This window comes from Westiellopsis prolifica IICB1 (assembly GCF_004323185.1).
GTDB lineage: Bacteria > Cyanobacteriota > Cyanobacteriia > Cyanobacteriales > Nostocaceae > Pelatocladus > Pelatocladus prolificus_A.
In genome coordinates this window covers 1-21,572 of sequence record NZ_NAPS01000002.1, presented here as the reverse complement: position 1 = coordinate 21,572, position 21,572 = coordinate 1, and the positions used below count along the sequence as shown (strand labels likewise).

Here is a 21,572-nt window from a genome sequence, read left to right as displayed (position 1 = left end):
GATGAAGTAATGGAAAAATATGAACAGATTAAAGATCCTCAGCTAGCCATTGTTGGTATGGATTGTTTTTTAGGTGGTTGTCAAGGATTAGATGCTTTGGAACGCAGCATTTATGAATTAAATCAACACTTTACTACTTTTCCTTCTCAACGATGGCAAGAAATTAAAACTCAAGAACATTTGCTAAAAAACAATGATTTTGATACCAACTTTCCACCTTTAGGAGCGTACATTAAAGATTTTGAAATAGATTTGTCTGATTTAAAATTAGCATCTGAGGAAGACAAATTAAAACCTCAAGAACTGTTAATGCTCAAGGTTGCTGACAATGCTATCAAAGATGTAAAACTAAGCAAAGGTAGCAGGGTAGCAGTTATTATTGTTGCCGCAACAGAACTTTCTCTTCGTATTCTTAAACCAGAAGCGAAAGACACGATTTCCAATCTCTGGAATTTTGCTGGTCCTTTATTCACACTAGTAGCTGAACAACATTCTATATTCAAAGCTTTGGAGGTTGCAAAAAAGCTACTTGCTATGGGAGAAGTAGACGCTGTTGTTATTGGTGCTGTCGAGCTAGCTGAAAATAGCCTTAGTCTTTTAGTGCAAAATCAAACCGCAAAATCCAACACAGGCGTTAATACTTTAAGTTATGACCAGAATGTTAACGGTTGGATGCTAGGTGAAGGTGCAGCCGCAGTAGTATTAAAGCTCCACACAACAGCACAACAAGATCATGACTGCATCTATGCGGTAGTTGATGCTCTCAATATCTTGAAGCCTAATTCTTCCTCTTACACAATCCCTGACTCAAAAGCAGTCACGCAAGTATGTCAACTGGCTTTTGATTTGGCAGGTATTAAACCCAAGGACATTGGCTATCTAGAAGTTTTTGCCAGTGGAGTTCCCCAGCAAGATGAGTCAGAAATGCTAGGTTTGATAGGAGCTTATCGGACTTCTGAGGCTGATCTGTGTTGTGCGATTGGTAGTGTCAAAGCCAATGTTGGTCATACCTATGCTGCATCAGGAATAGTCAGTTTAATTAAAACAGCACTCTGTTTGTATCACCGTTATATTCCTGGTGTTCCCCAGTGGTCTGCTCCCAAAATGGCGCATATCTGGCGGGATAGTCCCTTTTATGTTGCTCCTGAATCAAAGCCTTGGTTTTTAGAGAAAGGAGCTACTAAAAGAATTGCAGCCATTAATAGTATGGAGATAGATGGCAGTTACGCACATTTAATTTTGTCAGAGGAAGCAACTCAGATACAGCGTAGCAGCAGATATTTAGAGCAAATGCCTTTTTATCTTTTTGCTCTAGCAGCGGATGATTGTTCGGCGCTACTAGAACAGATTCATACTCTACAACAAACAATTGCCAATTCTTCTTCTCTATCTGCTGCTGCAAGCCTTACTTTTAGAACTTTTCAACAGCGTCAAAATGCCACTTACGCACTAGCAATTCTCGGACGCAATCAACAAGAATTGACACGAGAAATTCAGCGCGCTCTTAAGGGTGTTGGTGATGCTTTCAATACAGGTAAAGAGTGGCAAACACCTGTCGGTAGTTATTTTACGCCGAAACCACTGGGTAACAAAGGCAATGTTGCCTTTGTTTACCCTGGTGCTTACAGTTCTTATCTCGGTATCGCCCGCAATCTCTTCCGCTTGTTTCCCAAAATTTACGAAGATCCGATCATCAAAAGTGTTTACACTCGTGTCAACAATATAGAGAAAATTCTCTATCCCAGAAGCCTGAGGAAATTATCAACAAGACAATTAGAAACGCTTGAACAGCAATTTATAGATGATCCAGTTGCAATGCTCGAATCTGAGGTTGGTATTGCTGGATTATTGACTGCTGTTCTGAGAAATTATTTCCAACTACGGCCCCAATGTGCTTTTGGGTATAGCCTGGGCGAAACTAGTATGATGCTTTCTCAGGGTATCTGGACAAATTTTCACGAAGGTAGTGAAGATTTAAGCTCATCTGCTCTGTTCAAAACCCAGTTATCCGGCCCTAAAAATGCAGTTCGCAAATATTGGGAATTACCCCAGATACATGATGGAAAGGGTGAAGAGTTTTGGAGTACGTACGTTCTCATGTGTCCAGTTTCCCGTGTTCGAGAAGTTCTTAAACATGAGGAGCATGTCTACTTATCTATCATCAACACTCCAGAAGAAGTGGCGATCGCTGGTGATACAAAAGTTTGTCAAAGAGTGATTAAAACCCTAAATTGTGATGCTTTTCGCGCTCCTTTCAATCATGTAATTCATTGTGATCCAATACGTTCTGAATACGATGCACTTCTTAAACTAAATACCTTACCTACCCAAAACATACCAAATACCGTTTTTTATTCTGCCGCAGAATACAAACCTATAACCCTCAACAGTGATTCTATTGGACACAACATTGCCAAAATGCTTGTTCAACAGCTTGATTTCCCTCGGCTAATTCAGCGCGTCTGGGAAGACGGCGCCAGAATATTTATTGAAGTTGGTGCTGGAAGTAACTGTTCGAGATGGATTAGTGGAAATCTGAGGCAAAAAGAACACATAATAGTTTCTCTTAACAAGAGAGGGATAGACGAGCATAGTTGTATTGTCAAAGCATTAGCAAAGCTTCTCAGTCATCGAGTAAAAATAGACTTGTCATCACTGTATTCTCAAGTCAAAGAAAATACCAAAAAAAGCCGACAAAAGCTTAAAAAGATAACTTGGAACAGCAATGATTTAAACATCACAAGATTAAACGATAGAGACAAAAAAATTTTTCAAGATACATTTTCAACCCTTCCGATTTCAGGTCATGAAAAACAACAGTCTAAACTACTGGATTTTAAGGAATTTGAACGCTTGGATCATTATTATAAACAGAATTCTGGAAAAATTTTTGAATTTGCAGAAAAATCACAAAATTTCAATTTTAATACGAGACTGCATGAGAATTCTCAATCTTTATCCGTTTCTAGTTCAAACACTCATAGTTATGAAGAGCAAGAGCAGATGATAAATTTCCGAAATCAATTATATCAAAATCTGATTGAAAACACTTCTCGACTCACAAAAACTCACAGTAATTTTTTAGAAGTTAGACAAGAATCATTACTTCAAATAAGTGCAATTATTCAGCTTCAACTAGATTGTTTGCAGCATATTTTTAAAGCCAAATCATCAGTTTTAGAGGATGAATGGAAAATGAGTAAGTGATGTAATAACTGAGAGATTATTGCTGAAACAAAAAAACCTAGCTTCAATTTTCGTTATGAAAAAATATAAAGCTAGGCATCACTACTTCCTAATGTTAAAAACCAAAGGGGTAAGAACATGAGTATTTTAAACACTATAATTCCTAAAAAACAAAACAATCTCAAATTTTCAGAATTTTGTCACAAGCCAAATCAAGTTTGGCAAGGTTCTTTAGATTCTATCTCTTTTGATCAAGAAGGTATAAAAACTAAGCTACTGAATTTAGAGAAACCTTGTTACATTATTAGAGTAGATGATGAAATTGGTGTAACCAATGAAGGTTACTTGTACCATTCCAATGGACAAACAGGAAAAGTGGAAATGCTCATGGCTGTTCCACCCCTAGCTATTCAACAGTTAGGCGATCGCAATTTCTTGGATTTTTACAATGTTAAATATGCCTACATGACTGGTGCGATGGCTCATGGTATTGCTTCTGAAGAACTAGTCATTGCTCTTGGTAAAGAAAGAATTTTAAGCTCATTTGGCGCAGGAGGACTATCTCCTTCCCGTGTCGAAGCAGCCATTAAGCGCATTCAACAAGCTTTACCAGAAGGCCCTTACGTTTTTAACTTACTGCATAGCCCCAGCGAACCCGCGATTGAACGTAGTGCTGTTGATTTGTATCTCAAATATCAAGTCAGAACAATAGAAGCTTCTGCTTTCCTAGATTTAACTGACAACATCGTCTACTATCGAGCTGCTGGGCTTAGTTTAAATGCAGCCAATCAAATCGAAATCAAAAATAAAGTCATTGCTAAAATTTCTCGCAGAGAAGTTGCAAACAAATTTCTTCAACCTGCTCCTATAAAAATTCTCAAGCAATTAGTTGAACAAGGTTTAATCAGCGAATTTCAGGCAAAATTAGCCGAACAAGTTCCCATGGCAGATGATATCACTGTAGAAGCTGATTCTGGTGGTCATACAGATAATCGTTCTCTAGTTTGCCTGTTACCTTCAATTTTAGAATTGAGAGATGAAATTCAAAATAAATACTGTTACGAAAGACCTGTTCGAGTCGGAGCAGCAGGAGGAATTGCAACTCCTCAATCAGCATTAGCCGCTTTTATGATGGGTGCTGCTTATGTTGTTACTGGTTCTATTAACCAATCTTGTATTGAAGCTGGAACTTCTCAACATACAAAACAATTATTAGCTCAAGCCGAAATGGCTGATGTAATGATGGCTCCGGCAGCAGATATGTTTGAAATGGGGGTAAAACTTCAAGTTTTAAAAAGAGGAACTTTCTTTCCTCTACGGGCGCAAAAATTACTGGATTTATACAAGACATATGATGCAATTGAAGATATCCCATCAGAAGAAAAAGATAAACTAGAAAAACAAGTTTTTAGAAATAATCTGGAAGTTGTTTGGAAGGAAACAGCAGCCTATTTATCTCAAAGAAATCCTGATAAATTAATCAAGGCTGCCAACAATCCTAAACTGAAGATGGCTTTAATTTTCCGTTGGTATCTTGGATTGTCCTCTCGCTGGTCTAACTCTGGAGAAAAAGGTCGAGAAATTGATTATCAAATCTGGTGTGGTCCAGCAATGGGTAGTTTTAATGACTGGGTAAAAGGTACTTATCTCGCTGAACCAAATAATCGAAAAGTGGTTGATGTTGCTAACCATATTATGAAAGGTTCTGCATTTTTATTCCGAATGCACAGTTTGCAAATCCAAGGATTGCAAATGCCAGTTAATTACGTTCAGTATCAGCCAAAATAGAAATTACCAAAGTCAAACAATTTTAGATTTTGGATTGACACCCAGAATTGATCCGGGGGCTTGTACCATCAAAGAAGTTGTGGTCATGAAACGTGTATTGATAGTTTATTACTCACAATCGGGGGATGTGACTCGCGCAGCCGAATCTTTTACCAAATATCTCAAGATACCAGAAGTCGAGCTTACCTGGGAATGCATTAAACCAAGAGATAATTATCCTTATCCTTGGAGATTATATAAGTTTTTTGATGTTTTTCCAGAGTGTGTGAACGAGGAACCCCCAGAAATTTATCCACCAAAATTTAGCCAAGATGATAAATTCGATTTGGTTATTCTTGCTTATCAGGTTTGGTTTTTAGCACCATCTTTACCAATTCAGGGATTTTTAAAATCCAAGTATGCAAAAGTTTTGAAGAATACAAAAGTTATCACTTTAATAGTTTGTCGCAATATGTGGCACTCCGCTTCAGAAATTATGAAGAGAATGATTGCTGAAGTCGGAGGTATTCATATCGACAATGTAGTTTTAACTCATCAAGGGCCACCTTTAGCTACCTTCATTACCACTCCCCGACTATTGTTTACTGGGAAAAAAAACAGATTTTTGCGAGTATTACCAGCTGCGGGAGTTACAGATGAAGATATCTATGCACTATCAAGATTTGGCAAGCGTTTAGCCAACAATATCGAGGCGTTAAATGATTATTCTCATCAGCCAAGGCTTAAAGGACTTGGGGCTGTTGAAGTTAATAAACGCTATGTGATTCCGGAATTAATTGGGCGGGTATTATATCGACCATGGGCCAAGTTCGCTCGTTTTTTTGGTAAGCAGGGAAGCTGGAGAAGAATACCAATTATCTGTATATTTGCAGCTCATCTTCTATTTGCTATTCCGATAGTTCTTCTATTTTCTACACTCGTGCAATTTGTTTTTGGTTTTTTGATTAATCGAAAATTAGCATCTTATGTTGAGAATTTAAAATCACCATCGGGTGTTATTTAAAACTTAAGGCTAACTGAAAACCTCACAAAAGTTACTGTAATTTTTTGAGTATTGTCAGTCTAATTGGAGGAAATTATGGCTTCAGTATACATCACAGGTTTAGGAGTTTTTCTACCAAATGAACCTGTGAATAATGACGAGATCGAAAATGTCCTTGGCTTAATCAACGAAAAGCCCTCACGGTGCAAAAATCGCATCCTAAAAAATAACGGCATAAAATCTCGATATTATGCAATAGATCCCAAGACTGGTAAGCAAACTCATACTAATGCACAATTAACAGCCGAAGCAGTGCGTACTCTTTCCACAAACTCTAATTTTCCTTTAGAGGAAATAGAGTGTTTAGTTTGTGGAACATCTTCTCCAGATCAGATTGTTCCTAACCATGGTCTGATGGTACATGGGGAGCTTGGGTGTCCTCCTTGTGAAGTTATATCTACAAGTGGAGTTTGCTGCTCCGGAATGACCGCGTTTAAGTATGGGTATATGAGTGTTTATTGTGGGTTGACCAAAAATGCTGTAACTACAGGTTCAGAACTTGTGTCAAACCAATTCAGGGCGAAGTTTTTTCAACCAGAAATAGAAGCTAAAATTCAGGAATTGGATGCAAAACCGATCATAGCTTTTGAGAAGGATTTTTTGAGGTGGATGTTGTCCGATGCAGCAGCAGCAGTGTTGATAACGGATACACCTCGTCAAAATGGTATTTCACTTAGGGTAGACTGGGTTGATATCATCTCTTTTGCCAATGAGCTAGAGACTTGTATGTATGCTGGAGCTGTGAAGAGAGCGGATGGTTCTTTACAAGGCTTACGAGATGTTGAAAATCCACATGAAGTCTGGAAAGAAAATTATATTGCCTTAAAACAGGATGCAAAACTGCTAGGGGAAAATGTAGTTCCTTACGGAATACAAAAAGGTTTTGCACAAATCCGCGACAAACATAACCTAAAACCAGATGAGATCAATTGGTATTTACCTCATTACTCATCAGAACATTTTAAACAATCACTCTATGATGAGTTAGTAGCAATCGGATTTGAGATTCCGTTGGAGAAATGGTTTACTAACCTAACATGCAAGGGTAACACAGGCTCTGCTTCTATCTTTGTTATGTTGGAGGAATTGATGTCATCAGGAAAACTTGAACAAGGCGATAAAATATTTTGCTTGATTCCCGAAAGTGCTAGGTTTTCATATGCTTATATGCACCTAACAGTAGTTTAATTAATGTGCTGATCATTGCCTAGCAAAATAAAGTTTTTTAGGCAAAAAATGAAATATTTTTTTGTTCAATAACTGAAGTATAGCTTTTTCAATACTTTTAATATTTGAAAACTGTTATTACTGAAAGAATCTGAAAGTATCCATAGATTGATTTTCTAACAAGGAATAGACTTGTGAAAGACTTTAAAATTCCTAAACCAGCTGAACAGGTAATTCCTCAGGCAGAAAATCTGTTCAAATCAGTTTTTTTCATTAGCTTGCTAGTCAGTTCTTTTACTTTAGCGCAGATAGGTGTTACCGCCATTGATACCTACTTCTTTGCTCATCCTCATCCAACACATTTGGTTGTGAAGTGGGCATTTATTACGATTTTCGTAGTTTTTAATAGCTTGTTATTAACAGGTATAGGTGTATTGGCACACGAAGGTATCCATGGAGTATTATTCAAAAGCAAGTTTTGGAATGATCTTTGGGGCGGAATACTCTCTGCTTTAGTCGTGCTGCTCCCTTTTTATGCTAATCGAAAGTTTCATTTGACCCATCATCGTTACACACATCAACCTGGTCTAGATCCTGAGGAAAAATTGCATAACCATCCCTTTTGGTATGCATTTACTTTGGGAGGATTAATCGCTCTTTATGAACACTACAAAATAGTAACAATCGCTTTATTTTCAGGTAAATGGAATAAGATATTTCGAGGTGTAAAAGATGTTGGCTTTGTAAGTTTGGCTGTAGCTTTCTATTTTTATATTCTGCCAATGGTAAAAATTTCCCCATGGTATACAGTCATTCCTACTTTTCTGTTAGCACCAATTGCATATTCTTTCCGTGCTTTGTGCGATCATTATGCTTTTGCACCCGCCGTTTCACCTGCTGTTCACAAAAGCCTTGAACGGGAAGCAGACAGGGAAGATGAGTATCAGAACCTTCAAGGTGATCTATTACAAGTTGACAGTTGGGTGATTCTAACTAACCCTTTGATGAATTGGCTGTGGGGACATATTAATTATCAGCAAGTACATCATCGATATCCGTATCTATCTCACCGATATCTTCCTGATATTTTTGAAACTACGAAGCATGAACAGCCATATGCAGTAGTAACAGGTTATTTCCGTTGTTTGATGAGCTTGAGAAATATGCAATATTACTCTAAGCCTGAAAATATCAGACCATTCTTGTATGAGATTCCTCCCGAAAAATAAACTTTAAATATGTGGAAATAATTGTGTATTTTCTCAAATAATGTATTTTTTTCAAGAGTTAATATGCTTTTAGTTAATCAAAAACTAAATGAACTTTCAAAAATCAAGCTTGCAAGTATGACAATGATACTGATAAAAATTAACTATTATAGTTTTCTAATTTATATTAGTATCGTTCCATTTATTTTACTTCCGAGGTTTACAAATGAGTCAATCTATTGCTAAACAGTCTCATACAGCAGAAGAAATACAAGCCTGGTTAGTCTCTAATATTTCTGAGATGCTAGGAGTTGAACCAGATGAAATAGATATCCGAGAACCTTTAGATAGTTACGGCTTAGATTCAGCACAAGGGATGGTAATTGTTAGTAGAGCAGAGAAATTGTTTGGATTTAAAATATCTCTAATTCTGTTGTGGCATTATCCCACTATTGAAGCCTTAAGCAAGCGTTTAGCAGAAGAATTTGTAGATTCTGAATCATTTGAGATTTGAAGATAACTTACCCTTTGGAAAGTCCTTCGATTTGGGATTTTGGAAAATGGAATTGACCCACATTCCCCGAAATTGGGGGTGGGCTTGTACCCTGCTCGGAATGATAGGTCAATTTCATTTTTAGCTAACTGTATTTATCTAGAAAAATTGTTTTTAAAATTGCATAAACACTAGCATATTAAGAGATCAAAAGCTATGAACGTACATGAACTTTTAGAAAATCTGACTCAAAACGGTATTGATTTGTGGGTGAACAATAATAAATTAAATCTTCGTTCTCCCAAGGGGGTAATGACACCAGAAATACAAGCGGAATTAACTGCTCATAAAACCGAAATTTTAACTTTGCTACGCGATAGAGATGTAGCTCTCAAAGCTGCTTCTGTTCCCTTAAGTATTGGACTGAGTTTACAAACTATTGGTCGTTTAATTGGAGGATTTATTGAAGAATCAAGTGTGGAATATAAACCACCAGTGATTGATCCTAAAGTTATGGCTCAAAAGCTAACAATTACATTTAGACCATTACCAAAAGGTTACAAGCAGCTAGAAGTGATTAAATTCCAAGAGGAATTAGCAGTAAAACTTAAGGATTATGGAGTAAAAGTTTTACCATGGGAAGAAGCAACAACCGAATTAAGCTATGAAATTACTTTGCCAATAACTAAATTAAATAAAAGCTTCAAATTCAGGAGTGTAAAATCGGAAATAGATGCAGTAATTGATGTGGGAAAATCTCCTCGTTGCATCCAAAAATTGGGTATATTAGCAGCAGAGAGTTTGTATCAAATGTATTCTCGTTTGATCTTGAAAAATCGAGAAATTTCTGTTTCTAGAATAGCGAAATTGAGTAGTTGGGCTGAAGACCATGTAGCAAAATACATTGAAGACCCTACTAACACTCAAGTAATTACCTTAACAGAAATAGATAAAGATTTTACAAATCCTTTAATTTCTTATCAAGAAAAAATCAATATTGGCTTAAACACTCTCATCAGAACATTTTCAGAGATGGTAATTGGGGTATCTCATGAAAAAATCTCCATCTTAAATATGAATCTTTCTGATTCTGTGTTTCCTAAAAATGAGATTGAACACTTTATTTTAAACTCATTAGTACCTAAAGTTTTTGTACCAATATATCCACTTTTAATGAGTCGATTTACTTTAGGACAGTATAATCCTCATGAATCTAACTATGCTGCAAAACTGGTAAAATTAGGTAATGAACTAGCATCAACAGGTTTATTTCCACCAGGCTTTAAACTGTGCGAAGTTATTAAAAGAAAATCTCATAGAGATATTGTTAACGTCATCGTGAATGGGAGGACGGGTGTCTCTTATGGTTTTGTTGCTTATGCTGAACCTCCGCAATATGTTGGTCAACCAGAAATAACTGAAAATGAATGGCAAAATCTATTATCAGTTGTGGGATTTAGTAGTGATGAATTTCGTCAAAATGACAAAGGTAGATATTACATTAAAACTAAGATTAAAGGAGAATTTAGATTTAAACAAATTCCAGATATATGGCTTGTCAGTTCTCGTTCCGGCTCAAACAAAACAGATTTAAAACTTGAAAGCGATATTATTCGGATTGGTTTGAAGGAAAAGTTATTTTTGCAATTACCAGAAGGTATTCATCCAGAATTAGTAGATATCAAACCTTCTTATGATATCTATGTCATGCTTGCTATTAGTTTATCTGCTGCCTTATATACACCAGAAATTATTAAAAATGGTGCGCCAATCGTTCATTTTCACGGCTATCCAGGATCTGACTGGTTTCAAGCAAATGAATATTATGTTGGAGTAAACAACCCTTCAGTTCCTTGTGGAACTTATGAATCAGGAGTACTAAATTTTCTGGGTATTTCTAGCTTGGCGAATCAAGAGGTAGAAAATACAGCTTTAGTCAGTTTGGTAGAACCAGATCATGGCACAAATTTTATAGCTCATGATTTGGAATATCTAGTAGAAAGATTGAAAACTGGGTGTCAACAAAATCAAATTGAACTTGGTGGAAAGCATTTTGCTTCTTTGAAAGCAAAAGTGAGCGATCGCTAAATTGAATGAGACTGAGTACAAAACATGAAATACAATACATACAACTTATGCTCTACGACAGAAAACTTTCTCCTTTTGAGCAAATTATAGAAATTGTGAACCGTCGTGCTAGCGCTTACAATATAGTCACGATTTGTCGAATCAACGGATTCCTCGACGAAGAAACCATCAGACAAGCTTTAGAATTACTACAGCTACGTCATCCTCGCCTTAACTCTCGAATTGTCTATAAGCTAGATAGTCTGCGTTTTGAAACTGGAAATATCCAAATTCCTTTACGTGTAGTTGAAAAGTTGCACTCACAACAGTCACAGGAAGTTGTTTGGGAAGAACTCAATCAAAAAATTGAGAGTGATAAAAGTTTAATGCGAGTTGTCCTGGTTCATTTCAAAAATGACAGCAACATTCATTATTTAATTACAACAATACATCATGCGATCGCAGACGGCTTATCATGTATACAACTGCATTCAGAACTTTTAAAATATTGCCAACAAATCATATCTTTAGAACCAATAGAAGTCGTCAGTTTACCTGCATTACCACCGATGAAAAAACTTCTACCAAATTCAATGCAGGGATGGAAAGGTGCGCTGAATATCTTGTTGAGCATATTCAGACATGTGGTCAGAGAAATTCGATACCGACCAAAAACCTTAAACTTTGAAAAATTCGTACCAATTGAATCACGCTGTAGTGGTATTGTCCACAGAAAGCTTAACGAAGACCAAACCACACAGTTAATCAATGTTTGTAGAAAGAATAAAACAACAGTACATGCTGCTTTGTGTGCGGCGATGTTGTTTGCAGCTGGTAGAAAAATTAATAGTGGTAAAAAAACAAATGTGGGTGTTAGCTGTTGGTCTAGCGTCAATTTGCGTAACCGACTTCATCCAACAATTAGTAATGAGCATTTAGGTGTGTTGGTTTCCGGCGATATTTCATGTCATACCTTAAAGATTAATACAAGCTTTTGGGATTTAGCTCGCAACAGAAGACAACAAATGGAAGCAAGTACAAAAGGTAATCGGGTCTTTTGTTCAGCTTTATTAATTGAGCTTTTAACCAATTTTCTACTCAGATTTCCTCGCCAAATGTTTGCAACAGTAGGTGTCACAAATATAGGTAGAGTCAACATTCCTTCAGATTATGATGTGTTTAAACTTGAAGAAATTAGCTTCGTTCCTGCATGGGGAGCATTTGGGGGTTTGTGTGTTGCGGTTCTCACTTTTGAAGAAAAAATGGTTTTAAATTTCATGTTTTCTGAGCCTGCAATTAGCCAGAAAACAGCAGAAATTCTCGCCGATAATGTTCTTGCTTGTATTATTGAAGCTTGCAACAACGCAAAATTTACTTTTTCCGATCAAATTGTTGCACTTCCTCAGCATCACTTACCCTCTACTGTTCCTACTGCTTTGAGTGTTGCTCGTCGAGGTTCTGGACGCTATTAATAGCGATAAGTAGTTGGACATAACACCAATTATTTTGATTATCCAATTTTAATTAATTTTTAATAGAAAGGTAATTATGCTCTATGACAGAAAACTTTCTTCTTACGAGCAAGCGATGGAGATTTTGAATCGTCGTGCTACAACATACAATATAGTTACGATTTGTCGAATTAATGGAATCTTCAGCAAAGAAATTGTTAAACAAGCTCTGGAATTGTTACAGGCGCGTCATCCTCGTCTGAAATCGCGGATTATCGGTAGATTAAATAATTTACGCTTTGAAACTGGAGACATCCAAATTCCTTTACGTGTTGTGACACTGCTGCACTCACAACAGTGGCGAGAAGTTGTTCAAGAAGAACTCAATCAAAAAATTGAGAGTGACAAAAGTTTAATGCGAGTTGTTTTTGTTAGTCTGAAAAATGAGAGCAACGTCAATTATGTGATCACAACAATACATCATGCGATCGCAGACGGTTTATCATGTATGCAATTGCATTCAGACTTTTTGAGATATTGCCAAAAACTCATATCTTTAGAACCAATAGAAGTTATCACTTTACCTGCATTACCACCGATTAAAAAACTCTTACCAAACTCAATGCAGGGATGGAAAGGTGCGCTAAATATCTTTTTAGGCATATTGAGACTTTTATTAAGAGATATTCGATACCGACCAAAAACCTTAAACTTTGAAAAATTCGTACCCATAGAATCACGCCGTACTGGTATTGTTCATAGAAAGCTCGACGAGGAACAAACCACACAATTAATCAATGTTTGTAGAAAGAACAGGACAACAGTACATGCTGCTTTGTGTGCAGCAATGTTGTTTGCAACAGGTAGAAAAATCGGTGCTGGTAAAAAAACAGATTTGAGTGTTAGCTGTTGGTCTCCTATCAATTTGCGTCATCGACTCAAACTAGAAGTCAGTGAAGAAAATTTAGGTATCTTGGTTTCCGGTGATATTTCCTGTCATACCCTAAAATTAAATACACGCTTTTGGAATTTAGCTCGCAACAGAAGACAACAAATGCAACAAACTTTAGAAAGCGATCGCGTCTTCTGTTTACCCTTGTTAACCAAGCTGTTGATTAAGTTTCTTCTCGCTTACCCTCATCAAGTATTTTCAACAGTTGGTGTCACAAATATAGGTAGAGTCAATATTCGTTCAAATTATGGTGTATTTGAACTTGAAGAAATTAGCTTCGTTACTTCTAATGCAGCATTTAGAGGTTTATGTGTTGCGGTTCTCACTTTTGAAGAAAAAATGTATTTGAATTTCATGTTTTCTGAGCCTGCAATTAGTCAGGAAACAGCAGAAATTCTCGCCGATAATGTCCTTGCTTGTATTGTTGAAGCTTGTAACAATAAAAAATTCACTTTTGCTGATCAAATGATTACAATTCCCCGATATCCTGCTTTGAGTATTGTTCGTCGAGTCCCTAAACGTCGCCATTCATGAAACAGTCCTGATGAAAATACAGATTCCTCCTACACCCCTACACCGACTTTCTTATGAACCTCTCTGGACAAACACTTCTCATTTCAGGAATTGGTGGTTTTATTGGCTTGCGGACTACTGAACTAGCCATGGCGCGAGGGATGAAAGTTCGGGGACTAGGACGTTCCCCAGAAAAAGTCAAAAAAGCCCAACAACTAGGTGCTGAAGTCATAGTTGGTAGTGTAACCGATCCTGCAATTGCTGATAAGGCTTGTCAGGGAGTAGACATCGTTTTGCATACGGCTGGTGTTGTCCAAGAAACTGGACAAATCAAGCATTTTCGTGATGTAAATGTGGGTGGAACCGTAAATATGGCTAAAGCTGCTAAAAATGCTGGTGTCAAAACCTTCACTCATCTCTCTAGTGCGATGGTTTACGGTTTCAACTATCCCGATGGTGTTACCGAAGATGGACCACTGTGCGGTGAAAATAATCCTTTCTGTCAGACAAAAATAGAAGCCGAAACAGCACTTTTACAACTGGAAACTGCACCAGGTTTTGGAATCATCATTATTAGACCAGGAGATGTTTACGGACCAGGGAGTATTCCCTGGATAGTCCGACCAATAGTGATGATGCAGCGAAAATTATTCGCATTGATTAACGATGGACAAGGAGTTATCAACCATTTATACATTGATAACCTAATTGATGCCATCTTTCTTGCTATGGAAAAAGAAGCACACGGAGAAATTTTTAATATCACTGATGGGAAGAATACTTCTTGGAAAGAATATTTTACCAAGTTAGCTGAAATAGCAGATTTACCCGTGCCCATTTCTTTATCAAAAGATGAAGCTAAATTATTTCTTCGGATACGCGAACAGGGACAAAAACTTTTTCGGAAAAAACCCGATTTGCTACCAGAAACTATGGATTTTCTCTCTCGTCCCTACGCTTATTCTATTTCCAAAGCCCAAAGAATGTTAAATTTTGAAGCAAAAATTGACCTTGAAGCAGGAATGCAACTCACTCATAAATGGCTGCAAATCACAGATATTCATCAATTAATTTAAGAGGTAACAGTAAACGGTAAACAGGCATGATCATACAAAAAATTAGTCTACTTAATCTGTTTTTAGTCTCTAATTTTGTCATCTTAGGCTTGGCTACCGCAAATCAAAATTCCACTATCAACCTAACTGTTGTAGTCAATGGAATCCGTAATCAAAATGGGCAAGTTTGCCTGAGAATTTATAATAATGAACAAGGATTTCCTCTGAGTGATAGTAGTGAAGTACAAAGTGGTTGCGTTCAAATTCAGGGAAATTCTCTCAAAAAAGAATTCTATGGATTAAAACCTGGAACTTATGCTGTCGCCGCAGTAGATGATCAAAATGGAGATTACAAACTCAACAGAGATTTGTTAGGTATTCCACAAGAGGGTTTTGGTCTTTCCAATAATCCAACAATATCAGTCAGAACTGGTATACCAAATTTTCAAGACTCAAGTTTCCCACTTAAGAAGAATGCAACAATTAGAATTGCGATGAAATATTCGCTAGATCCATAAAAGATCAAGCAAAAGTGCATCCGAAGCGTCTCACCAAAGACAAACGGCTATAAATGTTGCATGAAAGTTGCATATACCTTTAAAAAATCATGATTTTCTGGAATTCTTAGTTATAGCTCAGCGAACCTTGTGCTCTTGGATTCATTCCCGCCAGTGATATTTTTCACACTGGCTTTTTTTTTACTTTTAATCAAAAATCTGGCGTTACTGATTTCATGTATGAAAATGATTTTAGGTAATTCCAAAACCTTTGTACTAGACGCGATATATCGCGTCTCTACACTAAATTCATACCGCGTTCAGCAACGCCAAAAATCTAGTAAGTAAGTCGGCAGGAAAATTTCCAACTATGTAACGAAAAATTAAGAACAATGATTGGAGTTAAATTTAACACGCCGTGTGCTGTAGTTACCTCTTTCTCCTCTAGCTTGAACACCACCAATTACTGAATAGGCTAGGTCTAACTCGTCGTCAAACATTTTTCCTGCTAGTTCGCTTTTTTTGAGATGCTGCCACTCCAGTTCAATTGGATTCATCTGGGAACAATATTTAGGTAGGAAGAAGATGTATAAACCCTGACTTTCCCACTTTGACCATAGCTGTTGAACTTCGTGGCATCGGTGTATTGGACCGTTATCCTGCACGATTACTCTAATACGTCCAATCCTTTCTGCATCAGCCGCTTCTTGCTCCATCATTTGGATATAAGACTTACGATTAACACCGCCAATCACTAAACCGTAAACAAAGCTGATTAAAGGTTGAAGAAGTCCAATAATACTTAATCTACGACCACGACGCTTGGTTTGTTCTAAGGATTTTTGCTCTCCTCGTTGGTAATAAGTATAACTTGGTTCACTCCACATGCAGAAACCCGATTCATCTAAATACTTCAGGTCTATTTCTCCAGTGGCAGCAGACAATTCCAGCATATCTAAGTCTGCTTGCTTTATTTCTCTGGTTTTTCGGTTTTGCTTACCTTTGTGACTTTTTCTTGCTCGCTTCCAAATGACCCCCTTTTTTTGAGTACCCGTCTTAACCTGTCGGGACTCAATTTAATTTTGCGATCGCAATAAAATTTTTGAGCTAGTTGAAGACTGTTGTATGTACGAGGTTCTTTTTTGAGGCATTCTTCCAAAAAAACTATGTCTTCTTCCTTATACTTTGTTTTCCCGCCTCTACCTGGTTTATCCCAAAGTCCTTCTATACCCAGCTTTTGCCACTTATGTAAAACTTCTCTCACTGTTTCTGAAGTCCAGGCAAAGTGAGCAGCTATTTTTTCAACATACCAGCCATGTGCATTTAATCTAATCACTTCTGCTCGGTCTTTGACTTTCTGTGGTACATCTTCTTTTCTCAGGTTTAACAAGGTTTGATCTTGTTTACGAGTCAGAAAGACCCTTAAACGAGCGCCCATATTTCAATAACCTCGGTAGGTGTATTTTGCCTGTTTACTTATCTTTACATAGTTTGGTTTTTTCGCGCCGACTTACTTACTCCGCCAATAGATCCCCGATCCCCGATCCCCGATCCCCGATCCCCAATCCCCTACACCGTTAAACGAGATTTTTTCAACAACCAACTTGCGATCGCGACAGCTGCAATCAATAATAAAAATGTCACTACTACTAGCGCCGCTCCATAACCGAAATCTAAATAACGCATGATTGTCGAGTAGATATATATAGATACAACTTCCGTAGCGCCACCAGGCCCACCGCCCGTCATCACAGCAATTAAATCAAAAATCCCAAAAGCTTGGGCAAACCGAAACAACATTGCGATCAAAATTTGCGGCATCAACAGTGGTAAGGTAATTTTATAAAAACTTTGCCAAGGCGTAGCCCCATCAATTGCATGTGCTTCGTACAAATCTGAGGAAATTGACTGCAAGCCAGCCAGCAACAAAATACTAATAAATGGCGTAGTCTTCCACACATCTGCAAACACAACTGCAACCATTGCTAGAGTGGGTTCTCCCAGCCAATTTATACCAGTTTGAATCACACCCAACCTTAGCAAGATATCATTTACCACCCCAAATTGATCATTAAAAATCCACGCCCACGCCAAACCAATCAAAGCAGTGGGTAAAGCCCAAGGTATGATCGCGATCGTACGTACCGCACCTCGTCCAAAAAATCGTTGATTGAGAACTAAAGCAATTCCCAACCCTAACAACAGCTCAAAAATCACCGATGCAGTTGTAAATACAGATGAAATCCAGAAACTTTGCCAAAAACGCCCATCTCCAGCCATCCGCACATAATTATCCAAACCAGCAAAATTAGCTTCTAGCTGAGTTCCCAAATTCTTAGCAAACAAACTCAACCAAAAAGCCCGCAGAATCGGATAACCAAATACTAACAACAACAACAGCAGCGCAGGTAATAAAAAAAGCCACGCTGTTCTCTGTTCTCGACTACGGATTTTACTTAAATTGGTCATTTGTCAATGGTCATTTGTCATTGGTCAATTGTCAATTGTCATTAGTTTTTCTCCCTTGTCCCCCTTGTCCCCCTTGTCTCCCTTGTCCCTCCTCACGCATTTCCCAACAATCGCCTTGTCTCCTGTGCTGCTGCTTTCATCGCTGCTTCTGGTATCATGCGATTTGTTAATGCTGCACTCAGGTAACGTTGCAAAATATCTGATGTTTGAGCATATTGGGCGATGGGTGGACGCAAAACTGCTTGTTCTACTACTTCTAGTAATTGGGGATAGTAGGGATAGGTGGCGACGATTTGCGGATCTGTAAATAGTGAACGTCTGCTGGGTACAAAACCAGCTTTGAGAATAAATCGACGCTGTGCTTCTTCGCTGGTAAAGTATTGAATTGCTTTCCAAGCTTCTTGGGGATGCTTGGTAGTTTTAGAAATTCCTAAACCCCATCCACCTAAGCAAGCTCCTCCACTTTTAGCAGAGGTGCTAACCATTGGTTTGATAGCTATTTTACCTTTAATCGGGGAATCCTTGGCATTAGCTAAAGGCCAAACATAAGGCCAGCTACGTAAAAAAGCCGCTTGTCCACTTTGAAAAATGCGTCTGGTTTCTTCTTCTTGGTATGTGGTGACACCAGGGGGAGAAATCCCTGTTTGAATTGTTTCTTTAAGAAAAGCGATCGCTTTTAAGGTTTCTGGTTTATCTAATCCTACTTCTAGGTTATTAGGATTGACCCAAAATCCGCCGAAACCTTCGAGAACTTCGACAAACATCGCCGCTAAACCTTCATATTGGCGACCTTGCCAAACATATCCCCAATTTACCTGATCTTGTTGTTTTAAACTTTGGGAAATCTTGATTAAATCTGTAAAAGTTTCTGGTGGATTAAACCCCGCTTGCTTGAGTAAATCTTCCCGATAATAAAGCATTCCCACATCACTCCGCATGGGAATTCGATACAGTCTACTTTTGTAACGACCTCCTTCGACATCTCTGGGTGAAAATGCTGTCAATTCTGATTTTGTAATCTTATCTGTTAAATCTAACAGCCACCCAGCCGCAGCAAATTTAGGTGTCCAAATTACATCCATATTGATGAGGTCGTATGGAGAATCACCTAAAATAAAAGCTGATGTATACAGGTCTTCAAGTAAATTAGTGGCGTTTGGTCCTTCAATTATATTGATGCGAATACCAGGATTTTTACTCTCAAAATCTTTGATAATCCCCTCTTTCCAAGGTTGAGCATCAGGAGCTGTCATCAACAAATTGAGGACTACTGGCTGTTGGGTTTGAGCAGAAGGAATAGATATAAATAGAACACCCAACAATACCAAAACAAAAATTACTGTTAACCATTTAAACTTTGTGAGAACTTTTACCATTAGCTTTGTTGGCTAAACAGTCAAGTATTCACTTTACTCTGAAAAAGCAGGTAATTTGATTAATTGTTAAGTGGTTAGGAGAAAATTAACAAAAAACGTAATCTTTTTTATTATTTAGGATTCAAGATCCCCGACTTCTTGTAGAAGTCGGGGATCTGGGTCTCATCTAATCTGTAAAATTTTTATCAAAAACAATATATTTAGCCTTTCCTTTTTCTTTGGCGCGATACATTGCTATATCTGCATCCCGTAATAAATTAGTTGATTCTTCGTAACCATTAGTACTTAAAGCAATCCCGATGCTAACTGTTGTAGATATTTCCTGTCCATTGAGGTGAAGAGGTAAACTTAAAGTTTCTTGAAGGCGTTTAGCAATGTTGATAGCGTCGTCGCTAACGTCTTTAATATCCTCTAACAACACTGCAAATTCATCCCCGCCAAATCTAGCAACAGTGTCACCACTACGCAAGCATGATTCCAAACGTCGAGCGATCGCTACCAATAAATCATCACCTATTTTATGACCAAAGCGATCGTTAATGATTTTAAAGCCATCTAAATCTAAAAACAAAACCGCAAAATGATAATTCAGGCGTCTTTTGCAACGTTCTGATGCTTGTTTTAGCCTATCCAAAAATAATATTCGGTTAGGTAATGCTGTCAGTCCATCATAAAAAGCATTGCGAACTAGTTGTGCTTCTTTTTGCTTGCGTTCAGTAATATCTTGAAAAACAATCACAGCACCTGTAATCACGCTCATATGATCACGAATTGGCGACACAGTATCCCCAATCGGAATTTTTGTTCCATTTCTAGTTATAAGAATACAGTTTTCTGGTAGCTGCAAAACTACACCTGCTTTTATTGCTTGTGTTGCAATATGAACAATATCTTCTCCGGTGTCTTTATCAACTAAATTTAAAACTTCTTTCAAAAATTTTCCTAACGCTGCTTTTTGCTCCCAACCAGTCAGTATTTCTGCTAGCGGATTCATCATTTGGATGTAACCACTAATATCTGTCGTTACTACTGCACAGCCCATACTATTAATCACCGTCAGTAGTCTTTGATTTTCACGTTGCAACTGTTTTTGAATTTTATCTTTATAAAGAGCCATTTCAATTGCATTATATAAATCTTTCTCAGCAAAAGGTTTAGCAATATAGCTAAAAGGCTCTTGTAATTTATTTTTATTTAATATTTGACAGTCTAAACAGTCTGTTAAATATAGTACTGGAATTTTAAAATTATCTTGAATAATCTCTACTACTTGTACACCGTCTATTTCTTCTGCTAAACAGATATCAATTAATACTACATTTGGTTTAATTTCTACAATACTTTGTATAGCGTCTTCAACCAAATTAGCAATCTTATGAACATGATATCCTAGCTTTATTAAACTTTTTTTAATATCTACAGCAATAATTTCTTTGTCCTCAATAACTAGGATTTTTGGGGCGTTCATACTAAAATTACCAGTTCTATTGGAGCGAATTTATTATCGATGATAGATTAGCTTGGAAGACCGTAATCCTATCATAGTAAATTGCCTATATTACTGTGTCTTAATTAACTGAAATAGTTATTCTTCTTTTTATTAATATGTAAAACTACCATTATATTAACTTTTAATTAACCAGAAATCATCAACATATGCATTCAATATCAAGCTAATAAAATATAGCGAGCATATTTGATTGATGAAACTTCAAACACACAAATCCCCAATTTCTTTGGAAAAATAGGGATTTGTTTTGACACATATTTTGGTATAAATATAATCTTATACCAATTTTAAAAAAGAATGCGACAGATGGACTTACAAAACTCTTATGCACCAAAGAGTTTCCCAATCCAAAATCCAAAATGGTATTACCTAGTTCTAGTCACACAAATGCTGATTTTGCCACCAAAATCTGGGATGGGTGCAGCGGGTTTAGTCAGGGTGACTTGAACTTGCGTAAGGCGATCGCACTCCTGCAAAATAGAATCTGCAATTACAGCTACCAATCTTTCAATCAAAGCAAACTTTGAGGTCTTAATCAGATGTTGAACCAAATTAATCACTTGACGGTAGTCTACAGTATCTGCGATCGCATCACTTTTGGCTGCTGAAGTCAAATCCAACCATAACTTCACATCCACCTCAAACCATTGTCCCAGCACCTGTTCCTCTGCTAGATACCCAGTGTAACCATAAGCACGAATCCCCGTAACATCAATACAGTCCATAAAAAAAAGAAAGAGCGAATTTTGCTTATAGGATTGTAAAGCAAGGTCTGGGCATGGGGCATGGGGCATTGGG

Annotated in this window: 16 protein-coding genes; 11 read left to right on the top strand and 5 right to left on the bottom strand. The window is 37.3% G+C overall.

Going from position 1 to position 21,572, the window contains the following annotated elements; translation table 11 throughout:
• Nucleotides 1-9 precede the first annotated feature (9 nt).
• The 11 genes from B4U84_RS14330 (at nt 10) to B4U84_RS14280 (ending at nt 15,440) form a co-directional block, all read left to right on the top strand.
• Nucleotides 10-3,207 carry a PfaB family protein gene (locus B4U84_RS14330; protein ID WP_131119007.1) on the top strand — a complete coding sequence of 1,066 codons (3,198 nt, stop codon included), beginning with the start codon at nt 10-12 and terminating at the stop codon, nt 3,205-3,207.
• Nucleotides 3,208-3,324: 117 nt separating this feature from the next.
• The gene (locus B4U84_RS14325; RefSeq protein ID WP_017309781.1) at nt 3,325-4,974 is read left to right on the top strand and encodes a PfaD family polyunsaturated fatty acid/polyketide biosynthesis protein; all 1,650 of its coding nucleotides are present in this window, start codon (nt 3,325-3,327) and stop codon (nt 4,972-4,974) included.
• Nucleotides 4,975-5,059: 85 nt separating this feature from the next.
• A complete protein-coding gene (locus B4U84_RS14320; protein ID WP_131119005.1) occupies nt 5,060-5,977 on the top strand; it encodes a hypothetical protein in 918 nt (305 codons plus the stop codon).
• A gap of 75 nt (nt 5,978-6,052) precedes the next feature.
• Nucleotides 6,053-7,204: a beta-ketoacyl-ACP synthase III gene (locus B4U84_RS14315; protein ID WP_131119003.1), complete on the top strand. Its 1,152-nt coding sequence runs from the start codon at nt 6,053-6,055 to the stop codon at nt 7,202-7,204.
• Between the two features lie 173 nt (nt 7,205-7,377).
• Nucleotides 7,378-8,412 (top strand): fatty acid desaturase family protein, encoded by a 1,035-nt coding sequence (locus tag B4U84_RS14310; protein WP_017309778.1) that lies wholly within the window; start codon nt 7,378-7,380, stop codon nt 8,410-8,412.
• A gap of 205 nt (nt 8,413-8,617) precedes the next feature.
• Nucleotides 8,618-8,905, top strand: coding sequence for a phosphopantetheine-binding protein (locus tag B4U84_RS14305; protein ID WP_017309777.1), 288 nt, complete (start codon nt 8,618-8,620; stop codon nt 8,903-8,905).
• A gap of 195 nt (nt 8,906-9,100) precedes the next feature.
• The gene (locus B4U84_RS14300) at nt 9,101-10,972 is read left to right on the top strand and encodes a TubC N-terminal docking domain-related protein (RefSeq protein ID WP_131119001.1); all 1,872 of its coding nucleotides are present in this window, start codon (nt 9,101-9,103) and stop codon (nt 10,970-10,972) included.
• A 47-nt stretch (nt 10,973-11,019) separates the two neighbouring features.
• On the top strand, nt 11,020-12,423 hold the full coding sequence (locus B4U84_RS14295) for a phthiocerol/phthiodiolone dimycocerosyl transferase family protein (protein ID WP_131118999.1): 1,404 nt from the start codon (nt 11,020-11,022) through the stop codon (nt 12,421-12,423).
• A gap of 76 nt (nt 12,424-12,499) precedes the next feature.
• Nucleotides 12,500-13,888, top strand: a complete 1,389-nt coding sequence (locus tag B4U84_RS14290) for a phthiocerol/phthiodiolone dimycocerosyl transferase family protein (protein ID WP_131118997.1) — start codon at nt 12,500-12,502, stop codon at nt 13,886-13,888.
• Between the two features lie 53 nt (nt 13,889-13,941).
• On the top strand, nt 13,942-14,943 hold the full coding sequence (locus B4U84_RS14285) for an NAD-dependent epimerase/dehydratase family protein (RefSeq protein ID WP_131118995.1): 1,002 nt from the start codon (nt 13,942-13,944) through the stop codon (nt 14,941-14,943).
• A 26-nt stretch (nt 14,944-14,969) separates the two neighbouring features.
• A complete protein-coding gene (locus B4U84_RS14280) occupies nt 14,970-15,440 on the top strand; it encodes a DUF2141 domain-containing protein (RefSeq protein ID WP_207390952.1) in 471 nt (156 codons plus the stop codon).
• A 362-nt stretch (nt 15,441-15,802) separates the two neighbouring features.
• On the opposite strand, the gene B4U84_RS14275 is transcribed toward B4U84_RS14280, so the two are convergent.
• The 5 genes from B4U84_RS14275 to folB form a co-directional block, all read right to left on the bottom strand.
• Nucleotides 15,803-16,857, bottom strand: a protein-coding gene (locus tag B4U84_RS14275; protein ID WP_242677622.1) for an IS630 family transposase whose coding sequence is annotated in 2 segments (ribosomal slippage) — nt 15,803-16,462 and nt 16,465-16,857 — 1,053 coding nt in all. Because the reading frame shifts where the segments join, the coding sequence is not laid out codon by codon here.
• 131 nt (nt 16,858-16,988) lie between these two features.
• Nucleotides 16,989-17,888 (bottom strand): carbohydrate ABC transporter permease, encoded by a 900-nt coding sequence (locus tag B4U84_RS14270; RefSeq protein WP_131118993.1) that lies wholly within the window; start codon nt 17,886-17,888, stop codon nt 16,989-16,991.
• A gap of 92 nt (nt 17,889-17,980) precedes the next feature.
• On the bottom strand, nt 17,981-19,264 hold the full coding sequence (locus tag B4U84_RS14265) for an ABC transporter substrate-binding protein (RefSeq protein WP_131118991.1): 1,284 nt from the start codon (nt 19,262-19,264) through the stop codon (nt 17,981-17,983).
• A 166-nt stretch (nt 19,265-19,430) separates the two neighbouring features.
• Entirely contained in the window at nt 19,431-20,732 is a 1,302-nt protein-coding gene (locus B4U84_RS14260) for a diguanylate cyclase domain-containing protein (RefSeq protein WP_131118989.1), read from the bottom strand.
• A gap of 407 nt (nt 20,733-21,139) precedes the next feature.
• Complete coding sequence (gene folB / locus B4U84_RS14255; RefSeq protein WP_131118987.1) at nt 21,140-21,499, bottom strand: dihydroneopterin aldolase; 360 nt, start codon at nt 21,497-21,499, stop codon at nt 21,140-21,142.
• Nucleotides 21,500-21,572 lie beyond the last annotated feature (73 nt).

What these genes read in the sequence shown, in the direction of transcription:
- B4U84_RS14330 (WP_131119007.1), top strand. Translation starts at nt 10, where the DNA reads ATGGAAAAATATGAACAGATTAAAGATCCTCAGCTAGCCATTGTTGGT.
- B4U84_RS14325 (WP_017309781.1), top strand. Translation starts at nt 3,325, where the DNA reads ATGAGTATTTTAAACACTATAATTCCTAAAAAACAAAACAATCTCAAA.
- B4U84_RS14320 (WP_131119005.1), top strand. Translation starts at nt 5,060, where the DNA reads ATGAAACGTGTATTGATAGTTTATTACTCACAATCGGGGGATGTGACT.
- B4U84_RS14315 (WP_131119003.1), top strand. Translation starts at nt 6,053, where the DNA reads ATGGCTTCAGTATACATCACAGGTTTAGGAGTTTTTCTACCAAATGAA.
- B4U84_RS14305 (WP_017309777.1), top strand. Translation starts at nt 8,618, where the DNA reads ATGAGTCAATCTATTGCTAAACAGTCTCATACAGCAGAAGAAATACAA.
- B4U84_RS14300 (WP_131119001.1), top strand. Translation starts at nt 9,101, where the DNA reads ATGAACGTACATGAACTTTTAGAAAATCTGACTCAAAACGGTATTGAT.
- B4U84_RS14295 (WP_131118999.1), top strand. Translation starts at nt 11,020, where the DNA reads ATGCTCTACGACAGAAAACTTTCTCCTTTTGAGCAAATTATAGAAATT.
- B4U84_RS14290 (WP_131118997.1), top strand. Translation starts at nt 12,500, where the DNA reads ATGCTCTATGACAGAAAACTTTCTTCTTACGAGCAAGCGATGGAGATT.
- B4U84_RS14285 (WP_131118995.1), top strand. Translation starts at nt 13,942, where the DNA reads ATGAACCTCTCTGGACAAACACTTCTCATTTCAGGAATTGGTGGTTTT.
- B4U84_RS14280 (WP_207390952.1), top strand. Translation starts at nt 14,970, where the DNA reads ATGATCATACAAAAAATTAGTCTACTTAATCTGTTTTTAGTCTCTAAT.
- B4U84_RS14270 (WP_131118993.1), bottom strand. Translation starts at nt 17,888, where the DNA reads ATGACCAATTTAAGTAAAATCCGTAGTCGAGAACAGAGAACAGCGTGG.
- B4U84_RS14265 (WP_131118991.1), bottom strand. Translation starts at nt 19,264, where the DNA reads ATGGTAAAAGTTCTCACAAAGTTTAAATGGTTAACAGTAATTTTTGTT.
- B4U84_RS14260 (WP_131118989.1), bottom strand. Translation starts at nt 20,732, where the DNA reads ATGAACGCCCCAAAAATCCTAGTTATTGAGGACAAAGAAATTATTGCT.
- folB (WP_131118987.1), bottom strand. Translation starts at nt 21,499, where the DNA reads ATGGACTGTATTGATGTTACGGGGATTCGTGCTTATGGTTACACTGGG.